The organism is Pseudomonas sp. HMWF006 (assembly GCF_003061205.1).
GTDB classification, from domain to species: Bacteria; Pseudomonadota; Gammaproteobacteria; order Pseudomonadales; family Pseudomonadaceae; genus Aquipseudomonas; species Aquipseudomonas monsensis.
Window position 1 is genome coordinate 1 of the sequence record NZ_QAIU01000135.1, and the last position, 17,152, is coordinate 17,152.

At 60.9% G+C, this 17,152-nt stretch carries 10 protein-coding genes, 1 other RNA gene and 1 pseudogene; 4 read left to right on the top strand and 8 right to left on the bottom strand.

The window, feature by feature from the left end; genetic code table 11:
* On the bottom strand, positions 1-1,457 hold a 1,457-nt coding region (gene dnaX, locus DBR24_RS05445; protein WP_128614138.1), incomplete at its 3' end, for a DNA polymerase III subunit gamma/tau.
* Between the two features lie 145 nt (positions 1,458-1,602).
* On the opposite strand from dnaX, the gene DBR24_RS05450 reads away from it, so the two are divergent.
* Positions 1,603-2,352 carry an ABC transporter substrate-binding protein gene (locus DBR24_RS05450; protein ID WP_123463582.1) on the top strand — a complete coding sequence of 250 codons (750 nt, stop codon included), beginning with the start codon at positions 1,603-1,605 and terminating at the stop codon, positions 2,350-2,352.
* A 139-nt stretch (positions 2,353-2,491) separates the two neighbouring features.
* On the opposite strand, the gene DBR24_RS05455 is transcribed toward DBR24_RS05450, so the two are convergent.
* The 7 genes and pseudogenes from DBR24_RS05455 to DBR24_RS05485 all read right to left on the bottom strand — a co-directional run bounded on the left by DBR24_RS05455 (position 2,492) and on the right by DBR24_RS05485 (position 12,393).
* Positions 2,492-2,980 carry a hypothetical protein gene (locus DBR24_RS05455; protein WP_128614139.1) on the bottom strand — a complete coding sequence of 163 codons (489 nt, stop codon included), beginning with the start codon at positions 2,978-2,980 and terminating at the stop codon, positions 2,492-2,494.
* A gap of 119 nt (positions 2,981-3,099) precedes the next feature.
* An RNA gene (gene ffs / locus DBR24_RS05460) (signal recognition particle sRNA small type) lies at positions 3,100-3,196 on the bottom strand.
* A 146-nt stretch (positions 3,197-3,342) separates the two neighbouring features.
* The gene (locus DBR24_RS05465; RefSeq protein ID WP_128614140.1) at positions 3,343-4,506 is read right to left on the bottom strand and encodes a putative zinc-binding metallopeptidase; all 1,164 of its coding nucleotides are present in this window, start codon (positions 4,504-4,506) and stop codon (positions 3,343-3,345) included.
* Between the two features lie 110 nt (positions 4,507-4,616).
* Positions 4,617-6,979: pseudogene (gene ligA, locus DBR24_RS05470) on the bottom strand (NAD-dependent DNA ligase LigA).
* An 86-nt stretch (positions 6,980-7,065) separates the two neighbouring features.
* The gene (gene zipA / locus DBR24_RS05475) at positions 7,066-7,929 is read right to left on the bottom strand and encodes a cell division protein ZipA (RefSeq protein WP_123463590.1); all 864 of its coding nucleotides are present in this window, start codon (positions 7,927-7,929) and stop codon (positions 7,066-7,068) included.
* A 313-nt stretch (positions 7,930-8,242) separates the two neighbouring features.
* Entirely contained in the window at positions 8,243-11,731 is a 3,489-nt protein-coding gene (gene smc, locus DBR24_RS05480) for a chromosome segregation protein SMC (protein WP_123463592.1), read from the bottom strand.
* A gap of 2 nt (positions 11,732-11,733) precedes the next feature.
* Complete coding sequence (locus DBR24_RS05485) at positions 11,734-12,393, bottom strand: GntR family transcriptional regulator (RefSeq protein WP_128614141.1); 660 nt, start codon at positions 12,391-12,393, stop codon at positions 11,734-11,736.
* 268 nt (positions 12,394-12,661) lie between these two features.
* Between DBR24_RS05485 and xdhA the strand changes: the two genes are divergently transcribed.
* The 3 genes from xdhA to xdhC form a co-directional block, all read left to right on the top strand.
* Positions 12,662-14,116 (top strand): xanthine dehydrogenase small subunit, encoded by a 1,455-nt coding sequence (gene xdhA, locus DBR24_RS05490; RefSeq protein ID WP_128614142.1) that lies wholly within the window; start codon positions 12,662-12,664, stop codon positions 14,114-14,116.
* Positions 14,109-16,508, top strand: coding sequence for a xanthine dehydrogenase molybdopterin binding subunit (gene xdhB / locus DBR24_RS05495; protein ID WP_123463598.1), 2,400 nt, complete (start codon positions 14,109-14,111; stop codon positions 16,506-16,508). Before xdhA ends, xdhB begins: the two co-directional genes overlap by 8 nt.
* Positions 16,509-16,623: 115 nt before the next feature.
* On the top strand, positions 16,624-17,152 hold a 529-nt coding region (xdhC, locus tag DBR24_RS05500; RefSeq protein ID WP_128614143.1), incomplete at its 3' end, for a xanthine dehydrogenase accessory protein XdhC.

The following is a 17,152-nucleotide window of genomic DNA, read 5'->3' on the forward strand; positions in this document are numbered from 1 at the left end:
TCCGGGACCACGCTGTCCGGAGTCGGCAGCGGCATCGGCGGCAACTCGGGCTGCTCGGCAGCGGTTTCCAGTACCGGTTCGACGGCGGGTTGCTGCACGGGCTCTGGCTCGGCTTCAACCGGGTCGTTCCACGGCAGGTCGACCACCGCTGCGGCGATGACCGGCTCAGGCTCTGGCTCGGCAACCACGACGGGCGCAACCGGTGCTGGTTCCGGAACCGGTGCCGGAGCCACCACGGGCGTCGGAGCCGGCGCAACAGCCGCAGCGACTACCGGCGCAGGCTTGGGCGCGGCAGCCACTGAGTTTGCGGAATCAACTGTGGCCTGGCTGATCCCCACTGGCTTTAGCGGTTGCCTCGGGGCGTCCGCCGTGTCCGCCGGCCGGAAGGCCAGCATCCGCAGCAGCACCATCTCGAAACCGCCACGCGGGTCCGGCGCCAGCGGCAAATCGCGGCGGCCGATCAGGCCCATCTGGTAATAGAACTGCACGTCTTCGGCAGGCAATGCCTGGGCCAGCGCCAATACGCGATCGCGGTCGCCATGACCGTTATCGACGCCTTCCGGCAGCGCCTGGGCGATGGCGACGCGGTGCAGCACATTGAGGATTTCCGAGAGCACGCCGTTCCAGTCCGGGCCTTGCTCGGCCAGGTGCCGCACGGCCTCGAGCAGCGCCTTGGCGTCGCCTTCGATCAAAGAATGCAGGACGTCATAGACCTGACCATGGTCCAGCGTGCCGAGCATCGCCCGCACGTCGGTGGCCAGGACCTTGCCCTCACCGAAAGCGATGGCCTGATCGGTCAGGCTCATGGCGTCCCGCATCGAACCGTCAGCAGCGCGACCGAGCAACCACAGGGCATCGTCTTCGAACGGCACGTTCTCGGCGGTCAGAACGTGGGTCAAATGCTCGACCACGCGCTCCGGTGTCATGTTCTTCAGGGAGAACTGCAGGCATCGCGACAAAATCGTTGCCGGAAGTTTCTGCGGGTCCGTGGTCGCCAGGATGAACTTGACGTACGGCGGCGGCTCTTCGAGGGTTTTCAGCAGCGCATTGAAGGAATGGCTGGAGAGCATGTGCACTTCGTCGATCAGGTAGACCTTGAAGCGCCCGCGGCTCGGCGCGTACTGCACGTTGTCGAGCAGTTCGCGGGTGTCTTCGACCTTGGTGCGGCTCGCGGCGTCGATCTCGATCAGGTCGACGAAACGGCCCTCGTCGATTTCCCGGCACACCGAGCACTCACCGCAGGGGCTGGAAGTGATACCTGTCTCACAGTTCAGGCATTTGGCAATGATCCGCGCAATTGTGGTTTTACCCACCCCCCGCGTCCCGGTGAACAGGTAGGCGTGGTGCAGCCGCTGGCTGTCCAAGGCATTGATCAGAGCCTTGAGCACATGGGTCTGGCCGACCATTTCGCGGAACGAGCGCGGACGCCATTTACGTGCAAGAACCTGATAACTCATCGAAAACCGTCGCAACGAAGGAAGCTGAAGCGGCTAATGCTAGCGGAGCAAGGGCAAAATTGCATCCGGTGTGCTCGTCTAATATGGCTAAGCTGCATGAGCAGAGGCTTTTATCGGCTCGGGATGGGGAATTACCGGAGCGTTTATGCGTTGGGCCTTGGCGGCTTTGTTGGGAATCAGCCTGAGCACGTCCGCAGCGGAGCCCCCGCTGCGCTTCGCCATGCCCGACAGCTGGGCCATGCCGATGGTGCAATTGGAACACGGCCGCCCGACCCAGGGCATTCTGTACGACCTCATGCTCAGCCTCGCCACTCAGGTCGGCGTGCCGGCGCAATTCCATGTCCTGCCCCGCGCCCGGGTGCAGACGGCCATGGAACAAGGCGCGATCGACGTGCGCTGCTATGCCGCGCAGTCGTGGCTGCCGAATCAGTCCGGCGATTACATCTGGAGCATTCCGCTGCTGTTTCAGCGTGATCTGCTGGTCAGCCGCAAGGCACCGTTGACCCGCGTCGACCCGACCACCCTGCCGCGCCAGTCGATCGGCACCGTGCTCGGCTACACCTACCCGACGCTGCAACCACTGTTCGATGCCGATCAACTGCAGCGCGAAGATGCGCGCAATCAGGAACAGGTGCTGGAGAAGCTGCTGGCCGGGCGTTATCGCTATGCGGTGAGCAACCAGTGGACGCTGGACTGGTTCAATCAGCGGTTGATACCTGAACAGCAGCTGCAAGGCGTGGCGGTGCTACAGGAGCAGAAGGTCGGGTGCTATGTGCGCAATGACCCGAAAGTACCGGTGCAGCGGATCTTGCGCACATTGCTGCGAATGAAGATGTCGGGGGAGATTGATGAGATTATCCGGTTGTATACCGGTCGTGCAGAACCAGGGGCCTGAGCACACACGGCCATCGTAAGCCTGTTCGATAGCTGGCGGCCTGCTCGACAGTTCGTGCAACAAAGCCACAATAAAAAACCACCTGAACAGGTGGTTTTTTCGGGCCCAAACAGCACGTTTTGCTGAATCCTTACGGTTGCTAGAAGCGCCCGGCAAATCGCCAGTGTTGTGGCGAGTGGCGCGTCATCACGATCAGATCGCCTTTTTTGACATTGATCCGGCTTTGCATCGGAATCAGTCGAGGATCCTTTACGACCGTATCTTCAGACGCCACGGTGTAGGAAAACCCCGCCCAACGATGAACACCGTTGTAGAGCTCGCAATCGAGCGAAGGAAATGCGCCCATCTTGCCTACGCACTTGGTGACTTCTTCGGTGTAGAGCGGGGTCATCTTATCCGCGCCGTAGTAGGCAAGAACGTAACCCTCAATGGAGTTCTTCAATTCCAGCGTGGTGTAACCCGCTGAATCGCCGCCATCATCGGTGAGTTCGACCTTGCGCGAAAAGTAGTCGCGGGCCGCTGCGGTTTCCGCATCCTGAGCCTTTTGTTGCTCAGGCGTCAGCGGCGTGGCGCAGGCTGCGAGCAACGTGGATGCCAACAGGCAGAGGAAGAGTTTTGGAAATGACATGAAAAGCCTCCTGGCAACAGCAAAGAATGAAGCGGAAGATCGACAGGCATAAAAAAACCGCAGTGGGCGAAACCCATGCAGTTCTGTTTGAAGCGTTCGATTGTTCGTTAAGGTGGTAACCCCACCAGCCACACCCCGGCACACAATGTTCCCGCTGTGGCTGCTTCCTTCCGGATCTGACCAGGTTCACGGGTAATCGTTGCGGGGGGACCGATGGGGTCACCATAACGACGCTTGCCTGTCGGCGAGCCGCGCCATTGTACCTATCTGAAGCGAAGTTACAACCGTTGGTTGCAGATTAAAAATATGAACGGGTTCAAGGACATGCAGTGACGGCGAAAGATCGCAGCCGGCGCCAGCGCCTACAGGGTCAGGACTTCGTCTGCACGACCGCCCGCCTGCTGGATCACCAGATGAATGAAATGCAGTTTGGCAATCGCCGGCGCCGGCAGCACGAACGGGTAGAAATCCGGCTGCCCCATGCTCCGTGACAGTTCATTGAGCATCCCTGCCAGCTCGATCCAGGCATTGACGAACGACAGGAATGCCGCACCGCCGGGGTGCTCCGGGTCGTACAAGGTGACGGGCGGAAACGGCTGGTAGTCGAAATCCATTTCCCGCGCACTCATGCCGAAGCCCAGCGCGGTGTCCACCGCGTCCATCATGTGCAGGTAGTGCGCCCAGGTTTCCGCCCAGTCTTCCCATGGGTGCATGGTGGCGTAGGCGCTGACGTAGCGCTGCGGCCAGTCCAGCGGCGCGCCTTGCTGGTAATGGCGATCCAGGGCCTCGGCATAACTGGCGCGTTCGTCGCCGAACAGATCACGAAACGATCCGAGCCACGGGCCGTTGGCGATCAGGCGATCCCAGTAGTAATGCCCGACCTCATGACGGAAATGCCCGAGCAGCGTGCGATAGGGTTCATGCATCGCGGCCCGCACCTGTTCGCGGTGGGCGTCGTCGGCTTCCTTGATGTCGAGGGTGATCAGGCCGTTGGCGTGACCGGTCATCGGCGCGTTGCCTTCAAGGTCGACGCCGATGAAGTCGAAGGCCAGCCCGGCGTCTTCGTCCACGGTTTTCGGGATGACCTGCAAACCGAGCGTGATCAGTTGCGCGACCAGACGACGCTTGGCGATTTCGACCTTGCGCCAGCGCTCAGGGTTGTCCGGGACGGACAGGTCGGGGATGGTGCGATTGAGGCTGCAGGCGACGCACAGGTGGTCGTGATCGTTGGCCGGCAGCAGCCAGTTACACGCGGCGGGCGTGTCGAGGTTGGCGCAGCGGCGGAAAAGCCCGGCCTCAGGAGCGACGTCGAGGGTCCACGTGTCGGCCAGCAGCCCAGGCTGCAGCGAGGTCAGGCGGCTTTCTTCGGGTTGATAGCCAAGCAACGCGTTGCAGGCCAGGCACTGGCTGTTGCGAAAGAACAGCGACTGGCCGCAGCGGCACGGCCAGACTTTACTGTTGCGTGAGGATTCACCCGTGAACGGCGCGACGATGCGCGAACTGAGCTGCTCGAAAAAGCGGTACATGGCGATCTCTCCCTGGGGCTTGCCAAGACTAGATCATTGCCGAGACAACATCGTTCCGAATACTCCACAGCTATTGGCTGATACCACAGGTTTTGGGTTCACCCAATGACTCAGGCGGAGATACCGTGGGTTTTGAGGAAGGCGATAAACGCTTCTTCGTCCATCACTTTCACGCCCAGCTCATTGGCTTTGGTCAGCTTGGAACCGGCCCCCGGGCCGGCGACCACGCAGTGAGTTTTTGCCGACACCGAACCGGCGACTTTCGCGCCAAGGCTTTCCAGATGCTCCTTGGCGACATCGCGGCTCATCAGCTCGACCTTGCCGGTCAACACCCAGGTCTCGCCGGACAGTGGCAGACCTTCGACGACTTTCTTCTCGCTCTGCCAGTGCATGCCGAAATCACGCAGCTGTTTCTCGGCGGACTCGGCGATCTGCCGATGCTCTGCCGATGCAAAGAACTCACGCACCGCGTTGGCCTGTTTTTCCGGCAGCGCCTGACGCATGTCCAGCCAGTCCGCATTCATCACGGCTTCCAGCGAACCAAACTTGTCCGCCAGTTTCTGCGCACCGCCGGGGCCGACCGAAGGGATGTGCAGTTTGTCGAGGAAACCACCCAGGGTGGTGCTGGCCGCAAACTCGGCGCCCAGCTCACCCTGATCCTGAATCTGCAAACCATGACCGAGCAACTCGCTGATGACCTGCTGGTTATGCGCATCTTCAAAGAAGCTGTGAATCTCGTGCGCCACCTCCAGCCCCACGTCCGGCAGGTAGGTCAGCACTTGTGGCAACGCCTGCTGCACGCGTTCCAGCGAACCCAGCGAACGCGCCAGCACTTTGGCCGTCTCTTCGCCGACGTCGGGAATGCCCAGCGCGTAGATAAACCGCGCCAGCCCCGGCTGCTTGCTGTCTTCAATCGCCGCCAGCAGTTTGTTGCTGGACACTTCGGCGAAGCCTTCCAGATCGACGATGTCGTCGAACTTCAGCGCATACAGATCCGCCGGTGAACTGACCAGACCTTCATCGACCAGTTGCTCGACGCTCTTGTCGCCAAGGCCTTCGATATCCATCGCTCGACGCGAGACGAAGTGAATGATCGCCTGCTTCAATTGCGCACCGCAGGCCAGGCGACCGACGCAGCGATACACCGCGCCTTCGCTGACCGTTTCCTTGCCCTTGCTGCGCTTGATCAGTTGCGTACGCTCAACATGCGACCCGCACACCGGGCACGTCTGCGGGATCGCTACCGGCCGCGCATTTTCCGGACGGCGCTCGGTGACCACCTGCACCACTTGCGGAATCACGTCACCGGCGCGGCGGATGATCACCGTGTCGCCGATCATCAGCCCCAGGCGCGCGACTTCATCCATGTTGTGCAACGTCGCGTTGGCCACGGTGACACCTGCAACCTTGACCGGTTTCAGGCGCGCGACCGGCGTAACGGCGCCGGTGCGGCCGACCTGGAATTCCACGTCGAGCAGCTCGGTGAGCTCTTCCATCGCCGGGAATTTATGCGCGATCGCCCAGCGCGGTTCGCGGGCGCGGAAGCCCAGCTCGCGCTGATCGGCAATGCTGTTGACCTTGAAGACCACGCCGTCGATTTCATAGGCCAGTGAATTGCGTCGTTCGCCGATGTCGCGGTAATAGTCCAGACACTCGCCAATGCCCTTGGCCAGTTTCAGCTCATGGCTGATCGGCAGACCCCACTGCTGCAACTGCTTGAGGTTGCCGATGTGGGTGTCGGAAATATCGTGGGAGACCTGACCGATGCCGTAGCAGCAGAATTCCAGCGGCCGGTTGGCGGTGATCTTCGAATCCAGCTGACGCAGACTGCCGGCAGCGGCGTTGCGCGGGTTGGCGAAGGTCTTGCCACCGACTTCCAGTTGCGAGGCGTTGAGGCGCTCGAAACCGGCCTTGGACATGAACACTTCACCGCGCACTTCCAGGGTCGCCGGCCAGCCTTCGCCGTGCAGCTTCAGCGGAATGTTGCGCACGGTGCGCACGTTGACGCTGATGTCTTCGCCAGTGGTGCCATCGCCGCGTGTGGCGCCGCGCACCAGCACGCCGTCCTGATACAGCAGGCTGACCGCCAGACCATCGAGCTTCGGTTCGCAGCTGTACTCCACCGCCGCGCCACCACCGAACAGAACAGATCGCCCGCCGGCAGATCCAGACCTTCGGTCACCCGGCGATCGAATTCGCGCATGTCGGTTTCTTCGAAGGCGTTGCCGAGGCTGAGCATCGGTACTTCGTGACGCACCTGAGTGAACGCGGTCAATGCCACGCTGCCGACGCGCTGGGTCGGCGAGTCGCTGGTGATCAGTTCCGGGTGGGCCGCTTCCAGTGCCTTGAGCTCGTGGAACAACCGGTCGTACTCGGCGTCCGGAATGCTCGGCTCGTCGAGGACGTGGTAACGGTAGTTGTGCTGATCGAGTTCAGCGCGCAGCTCTAGAATGCGGGTTTTGGCGGCGGTCATGGGTGTTCTCTCATAAAGCAAAAGAGCAGCCGAGGCTGCTCAATCTATATTGCCGACTGCCTCTTGTGCCGAGGCAATCTTCTCAATCAACGCTTCTGGGTCAGGGCGCGACGTTCGAATTCAACGATGCGCTGACGGTAGTGCTCAATCGTTTGTGCGGTCAGAACACTGCGCTGGTCATCTTTCAGCTCGCCGTTCAGTTCCTGGGACAGCTTGCGGGCTGCCGCCACCATCACGTCGAAGGCTTGCTTCGGATGACGCGGGCCTGGCAGGCCGAGGAAGAAGCTCACCGCCGGGGTGCTGAAATGGTCGATATCGTCCAGATCGAAGATCCCCGGTTTGACCGCGTTGGCCATGGAGAACAGCACTTCACCGTTGCCGGCCATGCTTTCGTGACGGTGGAAAATATCCATCTCGCCAAAACGCAGACCGCTTTCCAGAATGTTCTGCAACAGCGCCGGGCCTTTGAAGCCGGCGGCGTCGCGGCAGATTACGCTGATCACCAGGACTTCTTCGGCTTGCGGCTGGTCCTTGTCGACCACGGCCGGCGCAGGTTTGGTGTCTTCGACGAAATCGTCGTCACGGCTGCTGAAGCTCGGGCCACCGTCCAGATCGAGGTCGAGGTTCAGGTCGCCTTGGGCCGGACCATTGCTGCCGCGCTTGCCACGCTTGGAGCCGGATTCGCGAGGCTCGCGAGGTTCGCGGGCCGGCATGCTCACCGACGGCAGATCATGCTCGTCCAGTTGCGGTTCTTTATGTGTGTCCAGCACGCGGGCCGGGCCCAACAGCTCAGCGCTGGTGTCCTCGTCCGGCAGGTTGGACAGACTTCGGTCAAGACGGAATTTCAGTTTTCCCTTGCCGCCGCGCATACGGCGCCAGCCATCGAAAAGAATACCGGCTATCACAATGATGCCGATGACGATCAGCCACTCGCGCAGACCGATTTCCATGTAATCCCGTGCCTCTATAAAAAATGCTGAAAAATAAGGGGTTTACATTGTGCAAACCGCTTTAAAACGTGGCGCCAACTCTATGTTCTGACAGGCGTTTTGCCCACGTATACGAAAAATTGACATTAAACTAGCACGACCAAAGACAACTTTACACCGTCTGTCGAAATCGCTGCGCAAATTGTGTCGATTTGCCACTTTCATTCAAATAGTCAGCCTGTTGTCATCTTTGCGCAGCTCAGCTGCAAGTCGCGAGCTATAAGCCACAAGCTCTTCTCTTGCAGCTTGCAGCTTATCGCTCGAAGCTGCGCCGCTAGGCGTCCACCATCGCCATCGCCTCCTCGACATCCACGGCTACCAGTCGCGAACAACCCGGCTCATGCATCGTCACGCCCATCAACTGCTCAGCCATTTCCATGGCGATCTTGTTGTGGGTGATGTAGATGAACTGCACGGTCTGCGACATCTCTTTGACCAAGCGTGCGTAGCGTCCAACGTTAGCGTCATCCAGTGGCGCGTCAACCTCATCGAGCATACAGAACGGCGCCGGATTCAATTTAAAGATGGCAAATACCAGTGCCAGTGCGGTCAGGGCCTTTTCCCCGCCAGAGAGCAAATGGATGGTGCTGTTCTTCTTCCCTGGCGGCTGCGCCATGATCGTTACCCCTGTATCGAGTAGATCTTCGCCCGTCAGTTCCAAATACGCGCGCCCGCCACCGAAAACTTTTGGGAAAAGCGCCTGTAAACCGCCATTGATCTGATCAAAGGTATCTTTGAAACGGTTACGGGTTTCCTTGTCGATCTTGCGAATCACGTTCTCCAGGGTCTCCAGGGCCTCGACCAGATCGGCGTCCTGAGCATCCAGATAACGTTTACGCTCGGATTGTTGCGTGTATTCGTCGATGGCCGCGAGGTTGATCGCGCCCAGGCGTTGAATCCGCGCGTTGATCCGTTCGAGTTCTTCTTCGGCTTCACGTTCACTGGCTTGCGCCGTCAATGTCGCGAGTACGCCGTTGAGATCGTAGCCGTCTTCGAGCAGTTGATCTTGCAAGGCCTTGCGGCGCACGGTCAGGGCTTGCCATTCCATGCGCTGCTGTTCGAGTTGGCCGCGGATCAGTTGCGATTGCTGCTCGGCCTGGGTCCGGCGTTTTTCCGCATCGCGCAGTTCGCGGTCGGCGTCTTCGAGGGCGATTTGCGCGGTCTTGAGTTCTTCGTCGACGGTCATGCGCTTGTCGAGCAACTCTTCAAGCTTCAGGCGCAGCTCTTCCAGCGGTGCCTCGCCCTCCTCCAGATTCAGACTCAACTGTTCGCGCTTTTCCGTCAGGCGCTCGGCCTGCATTTCCAGACGTTCCAACGCCTGACGCGTGGAGTCATGCTGCGCACGCAACGAGCCGAGACGCACGGCCAACTGATGGGCGTGATCCTTGTGCTGGCGCGCTTCCTGACGCACGCGGTCGAGGCGTTCGCGCAGACTGTCGCGCTGGGCCAACAGCAATTCGCGCTGTTCAGTGTCCAGCGCCATGGCGTCCAGCGCTTCCTGCAATTGCATGCGCGCTTCGCCGATCTGCTCGTGCTCGAGTTCGCGTTGTTCGCCGAGTTCGATCAGTTCTTCATCGAGACGGGTGCGGCGCAAGGTCAGTTGCTCGGCTTTGGCTTTACCAGCGGACAACTGCGCTTTCAATTCGCCTTGCTGGCGTGCTTCGTCTTGCAGCAAGCGACGCAAATGTTCGCGGCCGTTTTCCTGCTGACGCTGTTGCGCGCGCAGGGTTTGCAAACGGGTTTCCATGGCTTCGACCGTGGCTTCGCGCTCTTCGCGTTCGAGATGCAAAGCCTCGATTTCCTGGCCACGGGCGAGCATGCCGCTTTCCGCTTCGCTGGCCCGGCGCACGCGCAGAAAATGCCGACCGACCCAATAGCCATCGCGACTGATCAGGCTCTGGCCGGCGCTCAATTGTCCGCGCAGTGCCAATGCCTGCTCCAGGCTGTCGACCGGTTTGACCTGGCCCAGCCACGGTGACAGATCAATCTGCGCTTCGACTTTGTCCAGCAGGCTGCCCGCCACGCGCACGCCATCGTTGCCCGGACTGAGCAGGCGCAGATCGCCCTGGCTGAACCCGGACAGATCGAAACCGCTGAAATCGTCGACCAGCACCGCTTGCAGATCGGCGCCGAGCACGGTTTCCACCGCCAGCTCCCAACCCGCCTCGACCTTCAGGCCTTCGGCCAGACGTGGGCGCTCAGCGAGATTATGTTCCTTCAACCATTCGGCGGTGCCGGTGCCCGGATCGAGCGCAGCTTGCTGCAAGGCTTCCAACGAAGCCAGCCGGCCGTTGAGACGCTGCAGATCGCCCTGCGCCTGTTGCTGCGCGGTCAGTGCCTGCTGCAACTCCTGACGCAGTTGCTCAAGCTTTTCGACCTGCGCTTCTTCGCTGGTCTGCAAATCTTCAAGCGTCGCTTCGGACTCGGCGAGTTGCTCGTTGAGCGCCATGATCGCCGCGTCTTCGGGATCGGCCGAGAGCAACGCGCGCTCTTCACCGAGACGCTTCTGCCGATCGGCCAGGCGCTCCATGCTGGTTTCCAGCTGCTGGATGCGCGACTGCTGCACTTCGGCCTGACGTCGCGGTTCAGCGGCGGTCAGGTTGAAAGCGTCCCACTGCTCCTGCCAGCCATGCATGACGCTTTCGGAATCCTCCAGCGCAGCAGCGGCTTCTTCGGCGGCAGCGCTGGTGACTTCCTGTTCGGGAGTCAGCATGTCCAGCTCTTCGCCGAGAGTCAGCAGCAACGTGCGATCGTGCCCCAGGTGCGATTCGGTTTCCAGCCGCGCCCGCTCGGCTTCTTTCAGATCGTCCTGCAACTGGCGCAGGCGTTGCTGACCGTGCTGGATACTCTGCTCGACCCGGGCAATGTCGCCGCCGACCGAATAAAAGCGCCCCTGCACCAGATTGAAGCGCTCGGACAGGTCGTGGTGACCGTCGCGCAGGCGTTCAATGGCGGCATCGGCATTGCGCTGCTCGGCGACCAGCGCCTCGAAACTGATTTCCTGAGTGCCGATGATCGACTCGCGCTGGCCGACCTGATCGTTCAGATCCTGCCAGCGCAGGGCCGACAGTTGCGCCTTGAGCTGACGCTCCTCGGCCTTGAATTCCTGATACTTCTTCGCTGCTTCGGCCTGACGGTGCAAGCGTTCGAGCTGACGCTCGAGTTCTTCGCGCAGGTCAGTCAGACGGGCGAGGTTTTCGTGGGTGCGGCGGATACGGTTTTCGGTCTCGCGGCGGCGCTCCTTGTACTTGGAGATGCCCGCCGCTTCTTCGATAAAGTTGCGCAGGTCTTCGGGCTTGGATTCGATCAGCTTGGAGATCATGCCTTGTTCGATGATCGAATAGCTGCGCGGGCCGAGGCCGGTGCCGAGGAAGATATCGGTGATGTCGCGACGACGGCATTTGGTGCCGTTGAGGTAATAAGTAGTCTGGCTGTCGCGGGTGACTTTACGGCGGATGGAAATCTCCGCGTAGGCCGCGTACTCGCCCAGCAGTGTGCCGTCGGAGTTGTCGAACACCAGTTCGATGCTCGCCTGGCTCACTGGTTTGCGGCTGGTTGAGCCGTTGAAGATGACGTCGGTCATCGACTCGCCACGGAGGTTCTTCGCCGAACTTTCGCCCATCACCCAACGCACGGCGTCAATGATGTTCGACTTGCCGCAACCGTTCGGCCCGACGACCGCCGCCATGTTACTGGGGAAGTTCACCGTGGTCGGGTCGACGAAGGATTTGAATCCCGCCAGTTTGATGCACTTGAGCCGCACGCTTAGGCGACCGTCAGGGCAGACACCACCAGATCGCAGCTGCGCCGGGCGTAAGCCGTCAGTACGATACGGATCTGCGGCAAATCACGGGCAAGCACGGCGGCCAGCAGGCGTTCGAACAGTTCGAGGAACTCGCTCATTTCCGCCTTGCGTTGTTCGAGGGCGAGGAAATAGGCACGGCTCATGGCCGGCTGCAGGTTCTCGACCGTCTCTTCCAGGTACGGGTTGTTGGCGAACGGATAAGCGGCGCGCATCACCGCGAAGCTGTCATCGACAAAAGTGCGGATGTCCTGACGCTCGTAGCTGGCGGTCAGGCGCTGCTGGATCTGCACGAACGGCGCCATGTCCGACTGAACTTGCCAGCCATTGGCAACCGAGTTGCCGAGCAGGATGTACAGCTCGCTCATCAGCGTGCAAAGGCTCTGCACCTTGTGCGGCGTGAGTTCGGTTACATGGGCGCCACGTCGCGGCAGGATCGCGATCAGGTGGCGACGCTCGAGGATCAGCAAGGCTTCGCGGACCGAGCCGCGGCTGACATTGAGGGCCAGCGTGACCTTCTGTTCCTGGATGCGCTCTCCCGGCTTCATTTCGCCACGAATGATGCGTTCGGCGAGGTGGTGAGCAATTTGCTCGGCGAGGCTGTCCGGCGCCTTGAACGTCATGGTTGTCCTTCAAACTCTTTCGATCTGCACAAGCGGCGCAGTGTAGCGCAAATGCAGGCTCATGGCGGAGTGCCCACTCAGCGGTTTTTGGCACGAATCCCGCAAAAAAGCAGGGGATCCAATGAGGGTCAATACTGAATAGACACGTTGTCGATCGACGAAATGCATTTTCCTGACCTTTAAGTCAGAAAATCATTGACCGAAAAGTCAGACCTGCTAAATTCGGTTCACGTCGGTTAACAACAATAATGAGTCTGCGAGGCCTTCCGTGATCCAGTTTTTACTTAACCAGGAACTCCGTAGCGAGCACGCCCTGGACCCGAATCTGACCGTGCTCAATTACCTGCGCGAACATGTGGGCAAATCCGGCACCAAAGAAGGTTGCGCCAGCGGTGACTGCGGCGCCTGCACCGTGGTGGTCGGCGAGTTGCAAACGGATGACGACGGCCGCGAACACATTCGCTATCGCAGCCTCAACTCGTGCCTGACGTTCGTTTCGTCGCTGCACGGCAAACAACTGATCAGCGTCGAAGACCTCAAGCACAAAGGCGAACTGCACAGCGTGCAGAAAGCCATGGTCGAGTGCCACGGCTCGCAGTGCGGTTTTTGCACCCCCGGTTTCGTCATGTCGCTGTTTGCCCTGCAAAAGAACAGCGATGCACCGGATCAGGCCAAGGCCCACGAAGCGCTGGCCGGCAACCTCTGCCGGTGCACCGGCTACCGACCGATTCTGGCCGCCGCCGAGCAGTCGTGCTGCGGCAAGCAACCGGACCAGTTCGACGCCCGTGAAGCCGAGACCATCGCCCGCCTCAAAGCCATCGCCCCGACCGATATCGGCGAACTCAACAGCGGCGACAAGCGCTGTCTGGTGCCGCTGACCGTCGCTGATCTGGCCGACCTTTACGACGCTTATCCACAAGCGCGACTGCTGGCCGGTGGCACCGACCTGGCGCTGGAAGTCACCCAGTTCCACCGCACCCTTCCAGTGATGATCTACGTTGGCAACGTCGCGCAAATGAAGCGCATCGAAACCTTCGCTGACCGTATCGAAATCGGCGCCGCCACCGCCCTCTCCGACTGCTACGAAGCGCTGAACGCCGAATACCCGGACTTCGGTGAACTGCTGCACCGCTTCGCCTCTCTGCAGATCCGCAACCAGGGCACCCTCGGCGGCAACATCGGCAACGCCTCGCCGATCGGTGACTCGCCACCGCTGCTGATCGCCCTCGGCGCGCAGGTCGTGCTGTGTAAAGGCGAAACCCGCCGCACCTTGAACCTGGAAGATTACTTCATCGACTACAAAGTCACCGCGCGTCAGGAAAGCGAGTTCATCGAGAAAATCATCGTCCCGCGTGCCACGGCCGAGCAGCGTTTCCGCGCGTACAAGGTCTCCAAACGTCTGGACGACGACATTTCTGCCGTCTGCGCCGCCTTCAACCTGCGCGTGGAAAACGGCGTGATCAGCGACGCCCGCATGGCCTTCGGCGGCATGGCCGCGATCCCGAAACGCGCCGCCCACTGCGAAGCCGTGTTGCTCGGCCAGCCGTTCAACAACGCCGTGATCGAACGCGCCTGCGCCGCACTGGCCGACGACTTCACACCGCTCTCGGACTTCCGCGCCAGCGAGGAATATCGCCTGCTCAGCGCGCAGAACCTGCTGCGCAAATACTTCATCGAACTGCAAACACCGCACATCGAGACTCGGGTGACCGCTTATGTCTAACCATCACGCCGTAGAGAAGACTCAAGCTGAATTGGCTGAACTGTTCGCCAAGGACCTGACTACCGGCGTCGGCCGCAGCGTCAAGCACGACAGCGCCGCCAAGCACGTGTCCGGTGAAGCGCAGTACATTGATGATCGTCTGGAGTTCCCCAACCAGCTGCACCTGTACGCACGCCTGTCGGACCGCGCCCACGCGAAAATCATCAGCATCGACACCAAGCCGTGCTACGCCTTCGAAGGCGTGCGCATTGCGATCACCCATGAAGACGTGCCGGGCCTGAAAGACATCGGCCCGCTGCTGCCGGGCGACCCGTTGCTGGCCATCGACGACGTGCAGTTCGTCGGCCAACCGGTGCTCGCCGTCGCCGCCAAGGATCTGGAAACCGCCCGCAAGGCCGCCATGGCGGCGATCATCGAATACGAAGATCTGGAACCGGTGCTCGACGTGGTCGAAGCCTTGCGCAAACGCCACTTCGTGCTCGACAGCCACACCCATCAGCGCGGTGATTCGGTCTCTGCGCTGGCGACCGCTGAACATCGCATCCAGGGCACGCTGCACATTGGCGGTCAGGAACACTTCTATCTGGAGACGCAGATCTCCTCGGTGATGCCGACCGAAGACGGCGGCATGATCGTCTACTGCTCGACACAGAACCCGACCGAAGTACAAAAACTGGTCGCCGAAGTGCTCGACGTGTCGATGAACAAAATCGTCGTCGACATGCGCCGCATGGGCGGTGGTTTCGGTGGCAAGGAAACCCAGGCTGCCAGCCCGGCGTGCCTGTGCGCCGTGGTTGCACACCTCACCGGCCAGCCAACGAAGATGCGCCTGCCGCGGGTCGAAGACATGCTGATGACCGGCAAGCGTCACCCGTTCTACGTCGAATACGACGTCGGCTTCGACAGCACCGGGCGCCTCCACGGGATCAACATGGACCTGGCCGGCAACTGCGGTTGCTCGCCGGACTTGTCCGCGTCGATCGTCGACCGGGCGATGTTCCACTCGGACAACTCATACTACCTCGGTGACGCGACGATCAATGGTCACCGCTGCAAGACCAACACCGCGTCGAACACCGCTTACCGTGGTTTCGGTGGCCCGCAAGGCATGGTCGCCATCGAGGAAGTGATGGACGCGATTGCCCGTCACCTCCACCTCGATCCGCTGGCGGTGCGCAAGGCCAACTACTACGGCAAGACCGAGCGCAACGTCACCCACTACTACCAGACCGTCGAGCACAACATGCTCGAGGAAATGACCGCCGAACTGGAAGAAAGCAGCCAGTACCACGAGCGTCGCGAAGCGATCCGGCGCTACAACGCCAACAGCCCGATCCTGAAAAAAGGCCTGGCGCTGACCCCGGTGAAGTTCGGTATTTCCTTCACCGCCAGCTTCTTGAACCAGGCCGGCGCACTGATCCACATCTACACCGACGGCAGCATCCACCTGAACCACGGCGGCACGGAAATGGGCCAGGGCCTGAACACCAAAGTCGCACAGGTGGTGGCCGAAGTGTTCCAGGTCGAAATCGACCGTGTACAGATCACCGCGACCAACACCGACAAAGTGCCAAACACCTCGCCGACGGCCGCCTCCAGCGGTGCTGACCTCAACGGCAAGGCCGCGCAGAACGCCGCCGAGACCATCAAGAAACGTCTGATCGAATTCGCTGCGCGGCACTACAAGGTCAGCGAAGAAGATGTGGAATTCCATAACGGCCATGTGCGCGTGCGTGATCACATCCTGACCTTCGAAGCGCTGATCCAGCAGGCGTATTTCAATCAGGTGTCGCTGTCGAGCACCGGCTTCTACAAGACCCCGAAAATCTATTACGACCGCAGCCAGGCCCGTGGCCGGCCGTTCTACTACTTCGCCTTTGGCGCCGCATGTTGCGAGGTGATCGTCGACACCCTGACCGGCGAGTACAAGATGCTGCGCACCGACATCCTTCACGACGTCGGCGCCTCGCTGAACCCGTCCATCGACATCGGCCAGGTCGAAGGGGGCTTCGTGCAGGGCATGGGCTGGCTGACCATGGAAGAGCTGGTCTGGAACAACAAGGGCAAGCTGATGACCAACGGCCCGGCCAGCTACAAGATCCCGGCCGTGGCGGACATGCCGCTCGACCTGCGGGTGAAGCTGGTGGAAAACCGCAAGAACCCGGAAGACACGGTGTTCCATTCCAAGGCGGTCGGCGAGCCGCCATTTATGCTCGGGATCGCCGCATGGTGTGCGATCAAGGATGCGGTGGCGAGCCTGGGTGATTACCAGCATCAGCCGAAGATTGATGCGCCGGCGACTCCGGAGCGGGTGTTGTGGGGGTGTGAGCAGATGCGCCAGTTGAAGGCCGTGAAAGCGGTCGAAGCTGAAACCGAGTTGGCTCCCCTCTAAACCGAGGTGCGGTCTTCGCGAGCAAGCTCGCTCCCACATTTGGAATGCATTCTCCTGTGGGAGCGAGCTTGCTCGCGAAGAGGCCCGAACAGACAACAACGATGTCGAGGTGAACATGTACAACTGGATCGACGCCCTCGCCGACCTGCAGAATCAGGGCGAACCCTGCGTTCTGGTGACGATCATCGAAGAACTCGGCTCGACCCCGCGCAACGCCGGCTCGAAAATGGTCGTCAGCGCGAAACAGACCTTCGACACCATCGGTGGCGGGCATCTGGAATACAAAGCCATGCAGATCGCCCGCGAGATGCTCGCCAGCGGCAAGCAGGACACTCATCTGGAGCGCTTCAGCCTCGGTGCCAGCCTCGGCCAGTGCTGCGGCGGCGCCACGGTGCTGCTGTTCGAACCGATGGGCCAGGTGCAGGCGCAGATCGCGGTATTCGGCGCCGGCCACGTCGGTCGCGCCCTCGTGCCTTTGCTCGCGAGCCTGCCCTGCCGGGTACGCTGGATCGATTCGCGGGAAGAGGAATTTCCCCAACAGATTCCCCACGGTGTCCGTAAAATCGTCGCCGAAGAGCCTGTGGATGAAATCGACGACCTGCCCGCCGGCAGCTATTGCATCGTCATGACCCACAACCATCAAC